Annotated in this window: 23 protein-coding genes; 11 read left to right on the top strand and 12 right to left on the bottom strand. The window is 43.8% G+C overall.

Going from position 1 to position 17486, the window contains the following annotated elements; all coding sequences use genetic code 11:
• Positions 1 to 87: 87 nt before the first annotated feature.
• Positions 88 to 447, bottom strand: coding sequence for a Na-translocating system protein MpsC family protein (locus tag ADU22_RS15375; protein WP_053362936.1), 360 nt, complete (start codon positions 445 to 447; stop codon positions 88 to 90).
• 73 nt (positions 448 to 520) lie between these two features.
• A complete protein-coding gene (locus ADU22_RS15370) occupies positions 521 to 1786 on the bottom strand; it encodes an L-lactate MFS transporter (protein ID WP_053362935.1) in 1266 nt (421 codons plus the stop codon).
• Between the two features lie 462 nt (positions 1787 to 2248).
• Between ADU22_RS15370 and fdhD the strand changes: the two genes are divergently transcribed.
• The 3 genes from fdhD (at position 2249) to ADU22_RS15355 (ending at position 4502) form a co-directional block, all read left to right on the top strand.
• Positions 2249 to 3037 carry a formate dehydrogenase accessory sulfurtransferase FdhD gene (gene fdhD, locus ADU22_RS15365; RefSeq protein WP_053362934.1) on the top strand — a complete coding sequence of 263 codons (789 nt, stop codon included), beginning with the start codon at positions 2249 to 2251 and terminating at the stop codon, positions 3035 to 3037.
• 28 nt (positions 3038 to 3065) lie between these two features.
• Positions 3066 to 4085, top strand: coding sequence for a GTP 3',8-cyclase MoaA (gene moaA, locus ADU22_RS15360; RefSeq protein ID WP_053362933.1), 1020 nt, complete (start codon positions 3066 to 3068; stop codon positions 4083 to 4085).
• Positions 4086 to 4217: 132 nt separating this feature from the next.
• Positions 4218 to 4502, top strand: coding sequence for an ArsR/SmtB family transcription factor (locus tag ADU22_RS15355; protein ID WP_053364599.1), 285 nt, complete (start codon positions 4218 to 4220; stop codon positions 4500 to 4502).
• Here ADU22_RS15355 and ADU22_RS15350 read toward each other — a convergent pair.
• Complete coding sequence (locus tag ADU22_RS15350) at positions 4499 to 5425, bottom strand: cation diffusion facilitator family transporter (protein WP_053362932.1); 927 nt, start codon at positions 5423 to 5425, stop codon at positions 4499 to 4501. The two genes, ADU22_RS15355 and ADU22_RS15350, sit on opposite strands and share 4 nt — an antisense overlap.
• 261 nt (positions 5426 to 5686) lie before the next feature.
• Between ADU22_RS15350 and ADU22_RS15345 the strand changes: the two genes are divergently transcribed.
• Positions 5687 to 6415 (top strand): ZIP family metal transporter, encoded by a 729-nt coding sequence (locus ADU22_RS15345; protein ID WP_053362931.1) that lies wholly within the window; start codon positions 5687 to 5689, stop codon positions 6413 to 6415.
• A 38-nt stretch (positions 6416 to 6453) separates the two neighbouring features.
• On the opposite strand, the gene ADU22_RS15340 is transcribed toward ADU22_RS15345, so the two are convergent.
• Entirely contained in the window at positions 6454 to 6675 is a 222-nt protein-coding gene (locus tag ADU22_RS15340; RefSeq protein ID WP_046524685.1) for a hypothetical protein, read from the bottom strand.
• Between the two features lie 163 nt (positions 6676 to 6838).
• Between ADU22_RS15340 and ADU22_RS15335 the strand changes: the two genes are divergently transcribed.
• Positions 6839 to 7621, top strand: a complete 783-nt coding sequence (locus tag ADU22_RS15335; RefSeq protein WP_082252879.1) for an SDR family oxidoreductase — start codon at positions 6839 to 6841, stop codon at positions 7619 to 7621.
• A 41-nt stretch (positions 7622 to 7662) separates the two neighbouring features.
• On the opposite strand, the gene map is transcribed toward ADU22_RS15335, so the two are convergent.
• Complete coding sequence (gene map, locus ADU22_RS15330; protein WP_053362929.1) at positions 7663 to 8403, bottom strand: type I methionyl aminopeptidase; 741 nt, start codon at positions 8401 to 8403, stop codon at positions 7663 to 7665.
• Between the two features lie 266 nt (positions 8404 to 8669).
• On the opposite strand from map, the gene ADU22_RS15325 reads away from it, so the two are divergent.
• Positions 8670 to 9260, top strand: coding sequence for a guanylate kinase (locus ADU22_RS15325; RefSeq protein WP_053362928.1), 591 nt, complete (start codon positions 8670 to 8672; stop codon positions 9258 to 9260).
• A 58-nt stretch (positions 9261 to 9318) separates the two neighbouring features.
• Here ADU22_RS15325 and ADU22_RS15320 read toward each other — a convergent pair whose 3' ends face one another.
• The gene (locus ADU22_RS15320) at positions 9319 to 11127 is read right to left on the bottom strand and encodes a solute:sodium symporter family transporter (protein ID WP_053364598.1); all 1809 of its coding nucleotides are present in this window, start codon (positions 11125 to 11127) and stop codon (positions 9319 to 9321) included.
• Between the two features lie 184 nt (positions 11128 to 11311).
• On the opposite strand from ADU22_RS15320, the gene ADU22_RS24710 reads away from it, so the two are divergent.
• The 3 genes from ADU22_RS24710 to ADU22_RS15310 all read left to right on the top strand — a co-directional run bounded on the left by ADU22_RS24710 (position 11312) and on the right by ADU22_RS15310 (position 11981).
• Positions 11312 to 11449 carry an FbpB family small basic protein gene (locus ADU22_RS24710; RefSeq protein WP_156183161.1) on the top strand — a complete coding sequence of 46 codons (138 nt, stop codon included), beginning with the start codon at positions 11312 to 11314 and terminating at the stop codon, positions 11447 to 11449.
• Between the two features lie 152 nt (positions 11450 to 11601).
• Positions 11602 to 11790, top strand: coding sequence for a hypothetical protein (locus tag ADU22_RS15315; RefSeq protein ID WP_053362927.1), 189 nt, complete (start codon positions 11602 to 11604; stop codon positions 11788 to 11790).
• Positions 11790 to 11981 carry a YwbE family protein gene (locus ADU22_RS15310; protein ID WP_053364597.1) on the top strand — a complete coding sequence of 64 codons (192 nt, stop codon included), beginning with the start codon at positions 11790 to 11792 and terminating at the stop codon, positions 11979 to 11981. Before ADU22_RS15315 ends, ADU22_RS15310 begins: the two co-directional genes overlap by 1 nt.
• 60 nt (positions 11982 to 12041) lie before the next feature.
• Here the strand turns inward: ADU22_RS15310 and ADU22_RS15305 are convergent, their stop codons facing one another.
• The 5 genes from ADU22_RS15305 to ADU22_RS15285 all read right to left on the bottom strand — a co-directional run bounded on the left by ADU22_RS15305 (position 12042) and on the right by ADU22_RS15285 (position 15047).
• Positions 12042 to 12293 (bottom strand): YiaA/YiaB family inner membrane protein, encoded by a 252-nt coding sequence (locus ADU22_RS15305; RefSeq protein WP_046524679.1) that lies wholly within the window; start codon positions 12291 to 12293, stop codon positions 12042 to 12044.
• Between the two features lie 127 nt (positions 12294 to 12420).
• The gene (locus ADU22_RS15300) at positions 12421 to 12921 is read right to left on the bottom strand and encodes an MltG/YceG/YrrL family protein (protein WP_053362926.1); all 501 of its coding nucleotides are present in this window, start codon (positions 12919 to 12921) and stop codon (positions 12421 to 12423) included.
• Positions 12911 to 13294 (bottom strand): hypothetical protein, encoded by a 384-nt coding sequence (locus tag ADU22_RS15295; protein ID WP_053362925.1) that lies wholly within the window; start codon positions 13292 to 13294, stop codon positions 12911 to 12913. Before ADU22_RS15295 ends, ADU22_RS15300 begins: the two co-directional genes overlap by 11 nt.
• 203 nt (positions 13295 to 13497) lie before the next feature.
• Positions 13498 to 14100, bottom strand: coding sequence for a hypothetical protein (locus tag ADU22_RS15290; protein WP_053362924.1), 603 nt, complete (start codon positions 14098 to 14100; stop codon positions 13498 to 13500).
• Entirely contained in the window at positions 14100 to 15047 is a 948-nt protein-coding gene (locus ADU22_RS15285) for a hypothetical protein (RefSeq protein WP_053362923.1), read from the bottom strand. Before ADU22_RS15285 ends, ADU22_RS15290 begins: the two co-directional genes overlap by 1 nt.
• Positions 15048 to 15226: 179 nt before the next feature.
• Here ADU22_RS15285 and ADU22_RS15280 point away from each other — a divergent pair, with 179 nt between their 5' ends.
• Complete coding sequence (locus tag ADU22_RS15280) at positions 15227 to 15601, top strand: SET domain-containing protein (protein ID WP_053362922.1); 375 nt, start codon at positions 15227 to 15229, stop codon at positions 15599 to 15601.
• 81 nt (positions 15602 to 15682) lie between these two features.
• Here ADU22_RS15280 and ADU22_RS15275 read toward each other — a convergent pair whose 3' ends face one another.
• Positions 15683 to 16243, bottom strand: coding sequence for a class I SAM-dependent methyltransferase (locus tag ADU22_RS15275; protein WP_053362921.1), 561 nt, complete (start codon positions 16241 to 16243; stop codon positions 15683 to 15685).
• A 121-nt stretch (positions 16244 to 16364) separates the two neighbouring features.
• Here ADU22_RS15275 and ADU22_RS15270 point away from each other — a divergent pair, with 121 nt between their 5' ends.
• Positions 16365 to 17414, top strand: coding sequence for a M42 family metallopeptidase (locus ADU22_RS15270; RefSeq protein ID WP_053362920.1), 1050 nt, complete (start codon positions 16365 to 16367; stop codon positions 17412 to 17414).
• Positions 17415 to 17486 lie beyond the last annotated feature (72 nt).

The following is a 17486-nucleotide window of genomic DNA, read 5'->3' as shown; positions in this document are numbered from 1 at the left end:
AACCACCGCGAAACCCAAGGCATCACTGCTTGCTGATGGGTTCATACGGTGGTTAGTCTTTTGCAGGTTCGCTACCAAGTGCCATACCTAAAGATTAAATTTTGCCTGAATGTCTTCGTCAAAAACGAAGATCGACATTCCAAAATCGCGGTCAATATCAATATCGACAAATAACTCTTTAAATTTGCACCCCAGGAATTCTTCCATTTCTTTAGGAGGATTCCTTCGGTACATGTCTTTTACCATTTCGGTCCTGGCTGCCCTTAGCGCCTGCTTGCCTTCGCTTGCAGAAGCCATGAATTTTTCGACTGGAGAGAGATTCCCCTCCATCTCGCAAATGGCCCAATTCTTACAAAAAGTCGTTGTAATCTTGCTTGGTCCTTTTCCCATATGCTTTTTACGGAATGAACGGACTATATTGCTGAATTCAGCTTCGTATTTATTCACAATATCCTCCCTGCCATCTCAAACAGTTTACATGATAGGTATTGTACCATACGAACGATTAAAGCGTGAAAAATTAGCTTGCCAAATTGGATGGCTTTGCTTCATTCTGTTTGCGCAATCGGCGGATATCGACGCGGACAAGCAGGGAAACAATTAAGGCGAGCACAAACATTCCCGAGAAGAAAGAAAGACTTGCCGCGTAGCTGCCTGTTGTATCTTTGATCCACGCTGCAAACATTGGCCCAGCCAGTCCTGCAGCCGCCCAAGCTGTCAGGATGTAGCCATGAATGGCACCTAGCTGTTTTGTTCCAAATACATCCCCGATAAATGCAGGAATCGCTGCGAACCCGCCGCCATACATGGTGTAGATGATTGCCAGCATCACCTGGAAAAGGATAGCGGATGTTGTTTGCGGCAGAAACATGAACAGAACAATTTGCGAAGCAAAGAAAATAGTGTAAGTATTTGGCCGGCCGATGTAATCGGAAATCGTCGCCCATCCGAGTCGCCCAAAACCGTTAAACAAGCCCAGTACACCAACAAGTGCGGCTGCTTCGGCCGTTGTGAGGCCAATACTTTCTTCCGCAAGCGGTTTTGCTGCCGATAGAATTGCGATGCCGCAAGTAATATTTATGAACAGCATTATCCAAAGGTAGTAGAAGCGCTTTGTTCTCACTGCTTCATTGGCTGTCAGCTGGGCAAGGTCTTCCTTGAACTTTGTCTTTCCCGACTGCACTTTTTCTTTAAAACCTTCAGGCATCCAGCCGGCTGGCGGCCTTTCCAAATAAAGGGATGATAAGGTCATGATGATTAGGTAGGAAATACCCAGTATATAAAAAGTATTTGCCGTGCCCACAGATTTAATCAGTGTATCCATAATCGGGCTTGCAACTGCTGCCGCGAAGCCAAAGCCCATGATCGCCAGGCCTGTTGCCAGTCCGCGGCGGTCAGGAAACCATTTTACCAAAGTGGATACGGGAGCGATATAGCCGACCCCTAACCCAATTCCGCCAAGCACTCCATAGGTTGCATACAATAAAGGCAGTGATCCAAGATTAACGGCCACTCCTGAGCCAATGATTCCTGCTCCGAAAAAGCCTGCTGCCAGCAACCCTGCTTTTCTTGGTCCATATTTTTCTACAAAATGGCCAAGGAAAGCTGCAGACAATCCTAAAAATAAAATCGCAATGCTGAATGTCAATTGTACTTGCTGAGATGACCAGCCGAATTCCTCAATTAAAGGATTCGTGAAGTTGCTCCACGCATATACGGAGCCGATCGAGATGTGAATCCCGACCGCCGAGGCGGCAATCAGCCACCTGTTCTTAGTTGTTTTCATCCTTCTTCCCCCTTAGTTCTTACAGTTCCATATTTAAATGGTTGCGGCTTAACTGGCAGTTATGTATAAAGGAACCCCGTTTCGACTCTATTAACCAATCAAATATAGAACTTTTGACAACAAAAAACCGCCAATCTCTCTGCCATTCCATGGAACAATGGCATATTGAGTGAGATTGACGGTTAGTTTCTAGCAGGATTCGCTACTATCGGACCAACAGTTAATCGCTTTCATTCAAGTAACATTTTAACCGACGACAGGGTCGCTATCTCGAATCAAAATGTGACAGATTTGTGAAATCAAATTGAATATTATCATTTAACAAAGTGATATGCAAGTAGTTCTGCAAACTTTGTTACACCAATTTTACACTATGAACGAATTGTAAATTTCCCTTGTAGTTTTCTCCAAAATGTGTATAGAATTTAATTACTCTTAAATCAAAGAATCTAGGTGAAGACAATGTTGGAAAACATGAGCGAAAAATATACCATCACCAAATACTCTAACGGACAATTCCTTCATGTCGAGGATGTCATTGTAAATGAATTTCCATTGACGATCTTTGTCAATGATTCCGAGTTTGCCACCATGGTGTGCACTCCTGCCCATCTCGAAGAAATGGTTGTCGGATTTCTAGCTTCCGAAGGGGTCATCCGCTTTTACAGCGACATTCTATCAATGAGCATCGATGAAGACCGAGGCTATGCCTACGTAACGATAAAGGCAGAAACAACTACAAACCAGCAGTACTATTCCAAGCGATTCATTGGTTCCTGCTGTGGAAAAAGCCGGCAATTCTATTTCCATAACGATGCAAAGACGGCCAGGACATCAACCTCCACCACAGCCATTTCACCAGTTCAAGCTATCACACTCATGAATGAGATGCAGGACAGCTCCCGTGTTTTTCATGAAACGGGCGGTGTCCATAATGCAGCTTTGTGCACCCCTGAAGAAATCATAGCGGTGCGCACCGACATCGGACGCCATAACGCACTGGACAAGCTATTGGGATTCAGTATTTTGAATAAAGTTCCTGTTCGTGATAAAATCATAGTATTTAGCGGGCGCATTTCATCTGAAGTTTTATTGAAAGCTGCCAAAATTGGAGTTGGCATCGTCCTCTCAAAATCAGCGCCAACAGATTTGGCGATCAAGCTTGCCAATGACCTGAACATCACTGCGGTCGGATTTATCCGCGGGAACTCTTTCAATGTCTATTCCTGTCCGGAACGAATAATAGATTAGCAGTTTTTAAAAAAGGAGGGAAAAACCGATGCAAACAGATACTACGGTTTATGATTATTTTAAACGCCCTCTCCGTGATTTGCGCATTTCAGTTACAGACAAATGCAATTTCCGCTGCACTTATTGCATGCCAGCGGAAATCTTTGGCCCGGATTATCCATTCTTGAAACGGGAGGAACTCCTCTCTTTTGAAGAATTGGAACGGCTTACCCATATCTTTGTCACATCGCTTGGTGTTAAAAAAATCCGTATTACCGGCGGAGAACCCCTTATGCGGCCTAATCTTGCCGAGCTGATCAGGAGCTTAAACCAGATTCATGGTGTCGAAGATATTGCTATGACCACTAATGGATCCTTATTGCCCAAATACGCCAAGGAACTTAAAGAAGCTGGCCTTAAGCGTGTTTCCATCTCCCTTGACTCTTTAAGGGACGAAGTATTCGGCAAAATTAATGGACGAGGTGTTTACGTGCAAACCGTCCTTGACGGCATTGATGCAGCCAGCGATGCGGGTCTGCAAGTAAAAATCAACATGGTGGTCAAAAAAGGGATGAACGATTCGGACATCCTCCCCATGGCCAGGTTTTTCCGTGAAAAAGGCCATATTCTTCGTTTCATCGAATTTATGGATGTCGGTAATACAAATAAGTGGAAACTGGACGATGTTTATCCGAAGAGCCGAATTATTGAAGAAATCAGCAAGGTCATGCCACTTGAGCCGATAAGGCCAAACTATACCGGGGAAGTTGCCAGCAGATTTCGGTACATTGGCTCCGAAGATGAAATTGGTGTCATTTCTTCAGTGTCTGATGCTTTTTGTTCGACATGCAACCGGGCCCGGCTTTCAGCGAGCGGAATGTTATACACCTGCCTCTTTGCCTCTAAAGGGCATGATATCCGTTCCCCTATCCGGTCCGGCTTAAATGACGATCAGCTCACCGGTCTCCTTCAGGATGTATGGAATGGCCGAAAAGACCGTTATTCCCTGGAGCGCAGCACAACAGACGCGGCGCGCCCTAAAATCGAAATGAGCCATATTGGAGGGTAAGGATAACGATTCCACCCATATGCAATAAAAAAATCGCGGGAACGAATTCCCGCGATTTTTAGTTTTAAAACGAAAACGCTATAATTTACTATAAGGAGGCTGAATAGCTTGGGACAGAAAAAATATGAAGTCATGGATGAAGAAACCCTGTTTATCGTTTCACAGACATTTAAAGCCCTGGCAGACCCGACCAGGTTAAGGATCCTTCACCTTCTCTTTCAGGATGAACATTCTGTAAACGATATAGCTGAACAGCTCTCCCTTCTCCAATCAACCGTTTCCCACCAATTACGGTTCCTGAAAAACCTTCGCCTTGTCAAATTTCGCAAGGACGGGACATCGGTTTATTATAGCTGTGATGATGAGCATGTGAAAAGCATTTTGAAACAAACCATTGATCACGCCAATCACCATTAATTGCATGTGCCATGCTGGCTTGGGCATCCTGCTTCTACCGATTCTACCTGGATGGTGCTATGGTCAATCCCAAACTTGTCGTGGAGGATTTTCTGTGCGTGATGGAGAACATCGTCATGACTGCTTCCACCTGATATGGCCAGGTGGCAGCTAAGCATTGGAACTCCGGAAGTGATGGACCAAAGGTGGAGATCATGGACGGACCGAACCTCTGCAATGGACTGGAGAACAGCTTTGACTTCATCAACCTGCAGGTGGGCTGGCGTCCCTTCCATCAGAACGTGAACCGATTCTTTTGTTACCCTCCAGCCGCTTATTAATATAAGCACAGCAACAACTATACTGGCTATTGGGTCGGCCATCCCCCAGCCGAAAAAGTAGATGCATAAAGCAGCGATAATCGCTCCTACCGAGCCAAGCATATCGCCAATCACATGGAGAAAGGCACTGCGCACATTCAAGTTCTCGTCCTTGTCGCCTTTCATCAAAATCCATGCAGCCAGGATATTGACCAGCAGCCCAGTGAAAGCAATCAATAGCATTCCAAGGCTCTGTACTTCGGGCGGCTGAAGAATCCGATGGTATGCCTCATAAAAGATATACACGGAGATAATAATCAACGTTGCGCCATTGATCATGGCAGCAAGAATTTCAAATCGTTTATAACCGAATGTTTTGCTCGAGGTAGCCGTCTTTTCGCCCAATTTGATGGCAAATAGGCTTAACCCCAGAGCGGCTGCATCGCTAAGCATATGCCCAGCATCGGATAACAGTGCGAGACTGTTTGTAAGCACCCCCCCAACCAGTTCCACAAACATAAAAGCTGCGATGATGATAAACGCCCATAAAAGGGCTTTTTTATTGCTGCTGGTATGATGATGCCCGTGCCCATGCGCGTGTCCATGGGAATGATGGTGCCCCATTTCCTTTCCCCTCTTTCAAATATGAATATATGCTCATATATACATTATGATGGATGTTTCCTAATTGTTCAATCTTTCTTTTTAACTTAGAAAAGGATTTCTGCAACTAGCTTCTTTATTTCTTCTACCCCCCTCAATAGTTTTATATTCTTGCCATTTGGGAGTGTGAATTTCCAGGCGGGCCCAGGTGTACAAATGCACTCCGTAGGGAATAAAAGACTATCTTTATATAGACCAACACAGAAAGGTATGGGGAATTGTATGAAGGAAGCGTTTTTAGGCATATTCATATCTGCCATGGCAACAGGTTTGGGCGCATTGCCCATTTTATTTTTGAACAAAATTTCACCCCGGATGAAAGGCACCCTTCTTGGGTATGCATCCGGAGTCATGATTGCGGCCACCACTTTCAGCCTGATTCCGGAAGCTCTGCACCTGTCGAACTTGTATGTTCTATCTTTCGGTTTGCTGCTCGGAATCTTTGTGCTCAGTCTGATTGATTCAAAGACGGCGAGTATGGACTTAAAGAATTCCAGGATAGCCACCGGAATTGACCGAAAAACGCTCATTGTCATCGTGGCAGTTACATTACATAATCTGCCGGAAGGCTTGTCGGTCGGTGTAAGCTACGGCGCAGGGCAGGAAGGATTGGGGCTGATCATTGCCCTTGCAATTGGCCTTCAGAACGCGCCGGAAGGTTTCTTGATAGCAATCTATCTTTTGCACCAAAACGTATCCAAACTGAAGTCTTTGCTGATTGCGACCATGACAGGTGCAGTGGAAATTATAACTGGGCTCGCCGGCTATTTCCTGGCATCCTACGCGCAAGGGATCGTCAGTTACGGACTGAGCTTTGCAGCAGGAGCAATGCTTTTCGTAATTTATAAGGAACTCATTCCCGACAGCCAGGAGGAAGAAGAAAAGTTCTCCACCTATGCATTTGCCATCGGGCTGATATCCATGCTGGTGCTGACGCAAAAATTTGGTTAAGTGCCAAATAAAAACACCAGATATTTCATCCAGTGTTTTTAGGAAGTCCTTTTATGGTGGTCATTCATTTGTGCCAGCAGGCCCCTTTTCACCCAATACTCGAAGCTTTCATATGGAAACACGCCTCTGCCATTGGATTTGTTCATCTGAATGACCACGGAGCTTGGCGTTACCTCCAATATCGTAAGCGTATCGGAAGAGTGCAGGTTTGCCATGAATCCTTCCTTGATTTTAAATTGCATATCCTTATGCAGTTTCAACGGATATCACCCTTTTTCATCTTTTACTATCAGGATTCCCATATCATTCATCTTTATCCATTTTAACKAACAAGTGAATGTGGCGACCCCATAATTAGTTTCAACACCCTTTGTTTGGGGCATAAGTAAAAGCGTTAAGATTACTTTGTTAGGAGGAAGTCAATTGGGTAAATTGGATGGCAAGGTCGCTGTCATTACAGGAGCTGGCTCTGGCATTGGAAAGGCAGCAGCCATTAAGCTAGCCGAAGATGGGGCTAAAATTGCTCTGGTTGATGTAAAAGAGGAAAACGCCAGAAAAGTGAAAGAGCAGGTGGAACAGAAAGGTGGCTCAGCCATCATTCTGGAGTGTGATATTTCCAAACCGGAAGAAGTAGAGGAAACGTATAAAAAAGTGGGCGAAACCTGGGGCAGGGTCGATATCGTATTTGCGAATGCCGGAATAAATGGCGTGATTTCCCCAATTGAGGATTTAAGCCCTGAAGACTGGAACACAACGATAACTACAAACCTGAACGGAACTTTTCTTACCGTCAAATATGCGATTCCCTACCTAAAGAAAAATGGCGGCAGCGTGATCATTACAAGCTCGATCAACGGTAACCGCATATATAAAAACTTTGGTTTTTCCGCCTACAGCACGTCAAAAATCGGACAAACCGGATTTGGAAAAATGGCCGCACTGGAACTTGCGCAATACAAAATAAGGGTGAACATTATCTGCCCGGGAGCCATCGATACAAATATAGATGAAAATACCTTCCCGGAAGAAGAAAGCCTGGAAAAAATCAAAATACCGGTCGAATATCCGGAAGGAAACCAGCCTCTTGAAAAAGCTTCCGGAAAGCCTGAGCAGGTAGCCGACCTGGTATTCTTCCTTGCCTCGGATATGTCCAGCCACATCACTGGAACAGAGGTGTATATTGATGGGGCTGAGTCCCTTTTATAAACATGAAGGCGTCATCCTGCAGGATGACGCCTTCACTTTTTCTATAGTGTTATAATGACAGGACCGTTTTTGGTMAGTATAATGGTGTGTTCATACTGGGCTACATAACTTTTATCCGTCACATAAGTCCAGCCGTCATCCTTCTGGTATACCTCTTCTTCCTCGGTGGAAATGAATGGTTCGAACGCGATTACCATGCCATCCTTCAGCAGTTCATCATCCCATGGTTCGTGATAATTGTATATATGGTCGGGAGCTTCATGGATCGTGCGTCCGATTCCATGTCCAGTCAGGTTCTTAATAACCGTCAAGCCATTCTGCTTTGCTGTTTTGAACACTTCTTTGCCTAGCCCGCTTTTCTTGGCTCCTGGCTTTGCCTTTTTTAAGCCTGCTTCAAAGGCACTCTTCGCCACTTCACATATTTTGGTCAAAATTTCGTCACCTTCGCCCACAACAAATGAGATGCCGGTGTCGGCAAAGTATCCATCCTTTGAACCCGAAACATCTATGTTGACCAGGTCCCCTTCCCTGATGATCCGCTTTCCGGGAATGCCATGTGCGACTTCTTCATTTACACTGATACAAGTATATCCTGGAAAATCATATTCCCCTTTTGGAGCGGATACAGCACCAGACCGCTCGAAAAGCTCTCCGGCCAGGTCATCCAGTTCCTTTGTCGTGATACCCGGCTTCGCCTTTTCGACAAGTTCATCTCGAATCGAAGCGACAATCTTGCCAATTTCCTTTAAACCATTAAAATCTTGTTCTGTTTTAGCAATCATTTTTTAACCACCTGTAATTATCATACTTATTCCTGCACCTTTTGATTTTACCCCTACCTCCGCCTAAACTCAACTTATCACCCCGGAAATGAACCCTCTGCTTAATAAAATTAATTTTAAAAAGATGCAGAAAAATCTGACACACTTTTCATAATTTGATATAATTGTGATATCTCTCTTTAAAAAAGGGTAAATTTCTGTTCGTTTTCCCAAGATGATTTCTTTTAAATCATAAATCGTACCATTAATGAAAAGGAGGTTTTTCCATGTACAAATTTAAAGAAAAGGAAAAATTATTCATTTACACAGGCCCTGATGGTTCCGGAAGAAAAACAGTTGCCAAGATGGTTGCCACTGCTTTTGATATGGAGACGGTCCTTTCTTACACCACTCGCCCTCCGCGCCATTACGAGACAGATGGCGAGGATTACCACTTTGTTGATGAAGAAACATTCCTTAAAATGGAAAAACAACAGGAATTTCTCGAGAGTGTGGAAATTGATGGCTTTCACTATGGCATACGTGAGTTTGATATCGTCAAAGCATTTGAGCACCATAATCTTGTCTACCTGACATTAAACCCTGAAGGCACGGAGAAGTTGAAGCAAATGTATGGAGAGCGTGTGATGAGGTTCTTCATTTATGCCGATCGTGATACAGTCATTAAACGCCAGGAGGACCGTCAGGATTCGCTGGAGGACATCCAAAGGCATATGGCCCACTATGACGAGACGATGGCATATAAATCCCAATGTGAACACGTGTTTGAAAACTTTGATTCACCCCAAATCTCTTTCCAGGTATCCGAAGTGATTGAAGCGTTCCTGGACAGAGATGTAATTGTAACCGATTATTAAAGAAATAAGGACCAGGGAAGGATGCGCTTCATCCACTCCCTGGTCCTTTTTGTTCCCTTTATAAAGTCAATCGCTTCTTCTCACTTATTACGGCAGGTTCAGATTGGCTTTGCGCAGCCAGATAGCCGGCATACTTTTGATTCCAGTATTTAATTGAAACAAATATGAGTGCACCTGTCGGCAATAAAATCGCTGCAATAGTTGTCCAAAAATAAGGTGAAACCATTCCATTTACATAAGCCAGCCCAATCGGCGAGAACACAACATAGGTTACGGCAACGAGGGCCAAAAGAAAAATAGAGATCGGCAGCACGAATTTCCACGGATTCATATCCACCTTCGGATTTGCTCTGTATTGGTAAGGCGCTTCCATCGGCTTCCATTTGCCAATCAGCAGCATGATTCCAACTTCAATCACGAACAGGATGGCGTAAATATGGATGAAATGAATCGGAACACTTACATTGAACAAGTGATCTGTTCCCCAGACAAGCATATAGTAGGTAATCACGTGGAAAATAATCACCACTTTGGCGGCAACAGCTGGCACATATCTCGTCAATATCCCCACAAGCACGATGGCAATGATGGGAATATTGAAGAAACCTGTAAATCGGCGAATCAGATCCCAAAGTCCTTCCGAAGCGTTCATCAGCATGGGCGAAACAAACAAGGAAACAATCGCCAGCAGGGTTCCGAACACCTTGCTCACCTGGATTAGCTTTTTATCATCTGCATTGGGGTTGATGCGCGGTTTGTAGATATCCAGAGCAAATAAAGTGGCAGCACTGTTCAATAATGAATTAAAGGAACTGAAAACGGCCCCCAGCAAGACAGCCAAAAAAAATCCGGATAAATAGCCAGGAAGAACATCTGTTATCAGTGCAGGATATGCCAAATCAACCGATTCGAGCCCATCGCCATACAAATGGAAAGCAATCACACCAGGTATCATCATGAAAAGCGGGACAAGAAGCTTAAAAAACCCTGAAATGAGCACCCCTTTCTGGCCTTCCGCCAAACTCTTTGCTCCCAGGGTCCGCTGGATGACATACTGATTTGAAGCCCAGTAAAATAAATTGGCAAAAATCATCCCTGTAAAAATGGTGCCAAATGGAACGGAATCTTCCTTTGTGCCAATTGAATTCAACTTTTCCGGATGTTGGACGGCGATTTCCTTCATACCTGCCAGAAGGCTTCCGTCCCCTAGCGCAATGAATCCCAGTACAGGAACAAGTATTCCTATTATCAGCAGCCCCACTCCATTAAGTGTGTCTGAAACGGCGACAGCTCTCAAGCCGCCAAAAATGGCATACAGGGCGCCAATGATGCCAATTACCCAAATGACCAGCCATACAGATGCTACATACGAAATTCCGAACAGGCCGGGAACATCGAAAAGCTTCAATACCGCCAAAGCACCTGAGTAAAGCATGGAAGGAATCGTTACAAGTATGTATCCAAGCATAAAAAGAATGACCGTATATCTCCTGACCCCTTCGTCAAAACGCTTGCTTAAGAACTCCGGCAATGTTGTAAAGCTTCCTCCAAGGTATTTCGGAAGCAAATAAACCGCCATGATGATGACGGCGAAAGCTGCCGTAACTTCCCAGGCCATATTTGAAAGATTAGTCCGGTAAGCCTGGCCATTCAACCCAATCAGCTGTTCAGCCGACAAGTTGGTCAATAACAGTGAACCTGCGATAAAGCCGCCTGTAAGCCCCCGGCCAGCCAGAAAGTACCCTGCCGAATCGCTAACCTCCCCTTTTGTTTTCAAGTAGGAAATCCATGATACCAGGCCCATGAAAAAGGCACATGAGAGCAATGTAAACCAAATTGAACCAAACAAAATTATTCCCCCTATCATTATATTGGCATAATGCACGTTCTCTTATATCCAATTTTTTCTATAATGAAACCAGTCGGGAGTTTAATTTGTCGGTTTTTTCACAAAATCCTTTACTTTAGTATTGAAAATTATCTAAAAATTTGATATATTTTCATTATGTTATAATTTTCACAAAAAAACTACAAGAAGAAGGGTCGCTTAAATGAGAAAACCAATACTCAACATGCAAACACTAATTAGAAACAACAAGCAGGAAATTTTGACAAACAGGAAAGAATTGGCAAGGATTGAAAAACAAATTGAAGAAAAGCATATAAAGCAGCTTGAGAGCAACCGCTAGACAATTCCCTGCAGAAGATAAACGCCGTACCCAAAGTGGGTATGGCGTTTACCATTAGTATGGAATTGATCCTGAAAGCCCAAAAGTGCATTGTACAAACTAGAAAGAATAGATATACTTAATCTACTTGACAGCCTACAGGAGGAATATGAATGACCCAAAATGAAACACAGCCAGTTAAAAAAATGACCTTGCAGGAGGCCATTCAAAAGCAGCTGGAAAAGAAAAAACAGCAAAACAGCAATGGAAGTGGAAATGCTCATCAATCTCAAACAACAAAGAAAATGAAAAGCCAGCAAACAAAAAAGGTAAGCAACTCGCGAAGGAAAATGGGCGTATGATGGGCGGTCAAAACAGGAACGATATTGCTCCAGGAATGGAAGTGGAAATCGTGCTTAAGGCTGACCAAAAAACAGGCAAGCTGACAAGCGGTGTCGTAAAGGACATCCTCACCAAATCAAGCTTCCATCCTCATGGGATAAAAGTAAGGCTGACGGATGGACAGGTCGGAAGAGTCAAGGAAATAAAATGAATTGTACATTAAAAACCCCGCCTGGTGAGGCGGGGKTTTCAGTTAAGGGCGAATTCACACTTATAATTCTTCCTCTTTTGAAAATCTGGACGGTTTAGGACTTGGGTTCAAGTCTTTATCTTCATCATTATCGCGCACGACCTTCTGAAGGACAATCGCCGAAGAAATCGCCCAGAGCGTTGCAGCGGCATAATAACCCTTTTCCACTAATGGCCAGTCAGCGTTCCACAATGCAACAAAAATGAAGCCAAGTGATAAAACAAATGATGTCCAGGCCAAAAAGGTAAAGGCCGGTGTATTCCTTTTTCTCATGTTCCCACCTCTAAATTGTTTGTATAATAAGACTATTATATATTCAACATCCTTATTATATTTCCTTCTTTTGTAAAAACAAAAAACAGGCTGCCTCCCTTTCCTTGGAGTACAACCTGTCTAACGCTTATTTAAAAATGATTTTCATCACTTCATCCATGCTCATTTTGCTGTTTAGCTCGAATGTGCCGGGACGAAGCTTATTTGACAGCCCCCTCTTCTCCACTTCCCGGGAGAAGTCAAAAGCATTGTCGATAATTTTCCCCTTCACAAGAGCCCGACCTACATCAATGCTTGTCATGCCTGAGGCGACGTTTACAATAGTGTGGTATACAACCGTTTCCTTTTCCTCTTTTGGAGGAGCTCCCTGTTTGGCAGCCTGTTCTGCAGAGGCGAGCTGGGTTTTCCATTCTTCTTCCGTAAGAACCATGTAACCAGAAGCCACCAGAAGTTCCTTCATTTCTGCTTCAGTTGGCACTGCAGCTTCGGCAGAGGCCACTTCTTCAGCGGGAGTGGATGCCGCCTCGGCAGGTGCCGATTTTCCTGGGCCCCAGAAATAGACCGCTCCGCATACACTGGCAGCTACAATCAGGCCGGCGGCAAAGCTGCTCATCACCTTAGCTGACATGGGAAACGTTCCTCCTTCCTTCTTTGGAGGAAATATAAGGAGCAAGCAGCTGTTCGATTTCGGTTTCCGTTAATCTGGTCTTTGATGCCATGCTCTTAATCGTATACCCTCTCTTATGTAAATCAAGCAGTTCACGGAGCAAAGCCCTCTCTTTTGAGTCCATGCCAACAATCCCTGCCTCCTGGGCCGTAATCTCACTGTCTAGTTGCATTTTCGCTATTTGTTCCTGTAGTTTGCTAGTTTCCTCCAGCATGGCAACATAATAGGTATCCACTTGTTCCTTTTGTACTTTTGACGCCCGCTTCATGCTGGCAAGTGACAGGATCAGCAGAATTGTTGCCGAACCAAATAAAATTGCTAAAGCCATTTCCATAAATTTAGATCCTCCCAAAAATCTAAAATGCCTGCAATTCCCTATTATACATCCAATATGCCTATTTTTCGATTGTCTGCAAAAAAATACTCCAAAAGTCCATTGTTTTTCCCATTCCATGGGAGGCTTTACAACTTTCATCCTTAAAAACAAGCCTCAAAAAAAGCAAGCACCAACCGTTGTGCTTGCTTTTTGCAGATAACCTATGCTGATTCATCGGGTGTCATACTTCCGACCAAATTTCCATGCGATGGAGGATGATCTTTATACCTGCTGAATCTTTTGATTAGAATTAAAAACAGAACCTGCAAGATTATGCCATACATAGCGGAAACCACAATAAATAGCTCAGCTAAGTCTTTGGGTAGGTTCATGGTGAAAGGCTGGAAAAATGTGATCACCAGCATGGAAACCATATAAAGTTTGAAAGTGGAGTTTGTTCGATCCACCAGCTCCTGATTCCCCTTTTCAGAGGCCACTGAAATAAGCAGCTGAAAAATGAAATAAGCAAGAACCAAGATGAAAATCTCCAATATATTCGTATAAAAGAACCAGCCTGAAAAAATAAGGCCGCTCCCTATTTGGTTGTTTTGAATGAATATGGTCGGAATGGAAACAACCATAAGTAAAACCGCTAAATTTTTCGCTTTTTTCCCAGAAGGGAACTCCTTCATTAATAAAAGCAAACCGAAATAGATCAAAAGATAGCCGATAGGATCAGGAAGAATGTCCATGGCAATGAAATGAATTTCTATCATTACGAGAATCCAGCCCCAAAAGATTTTTTGAAAACCTTCCTGCAGCATTATTTTCCACCATCTTTCCCTGCTATAATTCTATCAATTGCCTTCTGGTCTAAATTGGGATGATCCGTGACCGGCACATAATGAACAAAGGGGATTCCCGATGCTGTCAACCCTTCCATTTTAATGCTAAATTCAAAATAACTAGCGCGCTCCGGGTTAAAAAACATTTTTATGTTCAGCCATTCATTTGCGCCCATTTCGAGAGGCAATAATCCCTCATCTATTGAAATGGCAGTAGTTCGGTCCCATTCAGCCTCCATTTCTTCATCTGCCCAGACAGGAAAATCGCCTCCTTGCATCACTCTTTCCAGCTCCTTCAATCTTTCCTGATCAATGTCCGCCTTAACAAATACCTGTCCGGCAAGATCGTCCCCAAAAGGAATGACAATATCCTCTATCACCACCGCTTCCTTTGTCACCATGGCCTCACTGCGGTGTTGATCGCTGCCGGAGGACATGCGTACATCAAAAGCTACCTGCTCAAGAACATCAAAGGGATGAAGGATTACTTTTCCTAATTCTGCTGATATGCTGGAACCGTTATCGAAAAACACATCCATCCTTTCAAAGGAAAAGGTGGAACGCGAATCGTTCAAGGGAAGAATATCTTTGTGGAATTGCAAAGTTACTGCTTTTAAATAATGATGGCTATATTCCTGTTCAAATTTGAGTTCGGACTGTTCTTCCCACATGAAGAACCCGTCATTTTCTCCGTGATATACACCCACGCCATCCAATCCATCAATGGAAACGGAAACCACCTCGTGAGGATTCAGCTTATTCGTCAAATAATAAAAAGTCAGCTGCCCCTCGTTTTCGATATAGGTTTCGTAGTAGTGTTCAAGAAAAATAGGTTCATCAAGCTGCTGTGCCTGAAAATAGGCATAATTCAACGCCCAGCTGAGAATGATGGCGGCAATGCCGCCCCATAAAAATTTCTCCTTCAAAACATCCCTCCTCTATATATAGGTTTATTGTAGAATTTCACAGCTTATTCAGGAGGTGAAACTTTACTGAACGGCTTATATTTTGTTTAACATAATAATTAACAGTTGCTTTCCATCGCGCCAACTGTCAAACTAAACCGAAGGGTACTACCTTAAAGATATGTAAAGCAGGTGATTCAATGATTGAAATTAAAGCTTCGAAACTCAGCAACGGCGAGTTCAATAGAGGGGTTTTCGCAACACGTGATATCAAAAAGGGCGAATTGATTCACGAAGCTCCCGTGATTGCTTATCCAAACAAGGAGCATGTCCATATCGAGAAAACTCTCCTGGCGGATTATGCCTTTGAGTATGGCATCAACCATACCGCTATCCTCCTCGGATACGGAATGCTGTTCAACCATTCTTATACGCCAAACGCCACCTATGAAATCAACTTTGATAACCATACATTCGATTTTTATGCTTACAAAGATATAAAAGAGGGCGAAGAAGTATTGATTAACTACAACGGTGATGAAGAGAACCAGGATCCATTGTGGTTTAATGAATGATTGCAGGAAAGTGGAACAGGAGACTGTTCCACTTTTATTTTGGCTTCAACATGTGATGGTTTGAAAGAAGTGAACTCCATCTTAACTCTTCCGGCAAAACAGTGTCTGCACACCTTCCCTTTCATTTTCTTCATAATGCAAAATCTTCCACTCGTTAAACTGTGACAAAAGTTCTCTCGGCCGCAGCTTAAACTGATTAGATACTTTCCCGTTTTCCATAGATGGTGATTGATAAAATGTTTCCATGAAAAAATGGCCATTTTCTTTTAAAAGCGGCTTCACCAGGGGAAAAAGCGTCCGGTCAAGATAGTAGGTGATGACAATAAGGTCATAGGATTCTTTCAAGAAGGCGGGATTGTCCCATTCCGTGAGGTCTGCTCTTCGGGCGTTAATGGGGAGCTCAAGTCTTTCCGCCTGTTCCTGGACATGGCTTACGGCGATATCGGAAATATCCAGGGCATCCACTTCAAAGCCCTGCTCCGCTAAGAACAGGCTGTTCCCTCCCAGTCCACAGGCGAGATCAAGAGCGGCCCCTCCGTTTAAGCCTGAAACCAGGCTTGCCAATCTGGGATTGGGCTTGGGGAGTTCAGCCTGAATCAAGCGTTCTTTATATTTGGAATTCCACTTCATCCTTGGATCCATATATATTCTCCTTTTTCAGTCTTGTTCTGAATATACCATACAAGCTGTTCAGGCTTCTATCTTCCTTCGCGATAAAACGATATAATATACTTCAAACGATTTTATGGAGAGGAGCATTACATTGGCTTATCCTGATACAGAAGAAACACTAGGTTTGTTAAAAGATTTGGTCCTGATTCCCAGTCCATCCGGCAACACCAATAAAGTGATCACCTTTGTGGAAAAACTCCTTCATGAATGGAAGGTCGAGACGAAAAGGAACCGAAAAGGCGGTCTGATCGCAACCATCCCAGGCAAGGATGATCAAAACCACAGAATGCTGACAGCCCATGTAGATACGCTAGGAGCGATTGTGAAAGAGATCAAGACCAGCGGCAGACTAAAGCTTGATCTGATTGGGGGCTTTAAGTTCAACTCGATTGAAGGTGAGTATTGCGAAATTGAAACAGCCTCGGGCAAAAGATTTACCGGAACGATTTTAATGCATCAAACCTCGGTCCATGTCTATAAAGATGCCGATAAAGCCTCCCGAAACCAGGAGAATATGGAGGTTCGCCTGGATGAAAAAGTACATAATGCAAGTGATGTAAGGGCCCTGGGCATTGAGGTAGGCGATTTTGTCTCCTTTGATCCAAGAGTTCAGCTTACGCCGTCTGGCTTCATTAAATCCCGGCATCTGGACGATAAAGCTAGTGTTGCAATTCTGCTTCAGCTGATCAAACAGATCAAGAGTGAAAATATGGAACTCCCCTATACTACCCATTTCCTCATTTCCAATAATGAAGAAATCGGGTATGGCGGGAATTCCAATATCACCCCAGAAACAGTTGAATATCTGGCTGTCGATATGGGAGCCATCGGTGACGGACAGTCTACAGACGAGTACACCGTTTCCATCTGCGTGAAAGATGCCAGCGGACCCTACCACTATGAACTTCGGAAAAGGCTGACCAGGCTTGCGATTGAAAACGGCATAGGCTATAAGCTAGACATTTATCCTTACTACGGTTCCGATGCTTCCGCGGCAATCCGTTCCGGACATGATATTATCCATGGTCTGATTGGACCGGGAATCGATTCCTCTCATGCATTTGAAAGGACCCACCGTGAGTCGATTGAAAATACGGCGAAATTGCTTTACCATTACATTCAATCTGAAATGATATTATAAGCTTGCATGCGAAAGGACAAGGGACGATGTCCCCCTGTCCTTAATTTTGTTTAGAGATACCCATTTTAAACA

The sequence above is a fragment of the Bacillus sp. FJAT-27251 genome (assembly GCF_001273925.1).
Lineage (GTDB): Bacteria > Bacillota > Bacilli > Bacillales > Cytobacillaceae > Mesobacillus_B.
Note: the sequence above shows the minus strand (reverse complement) of the source record. Positions and strands in the feature narration are given on the sequence as shown.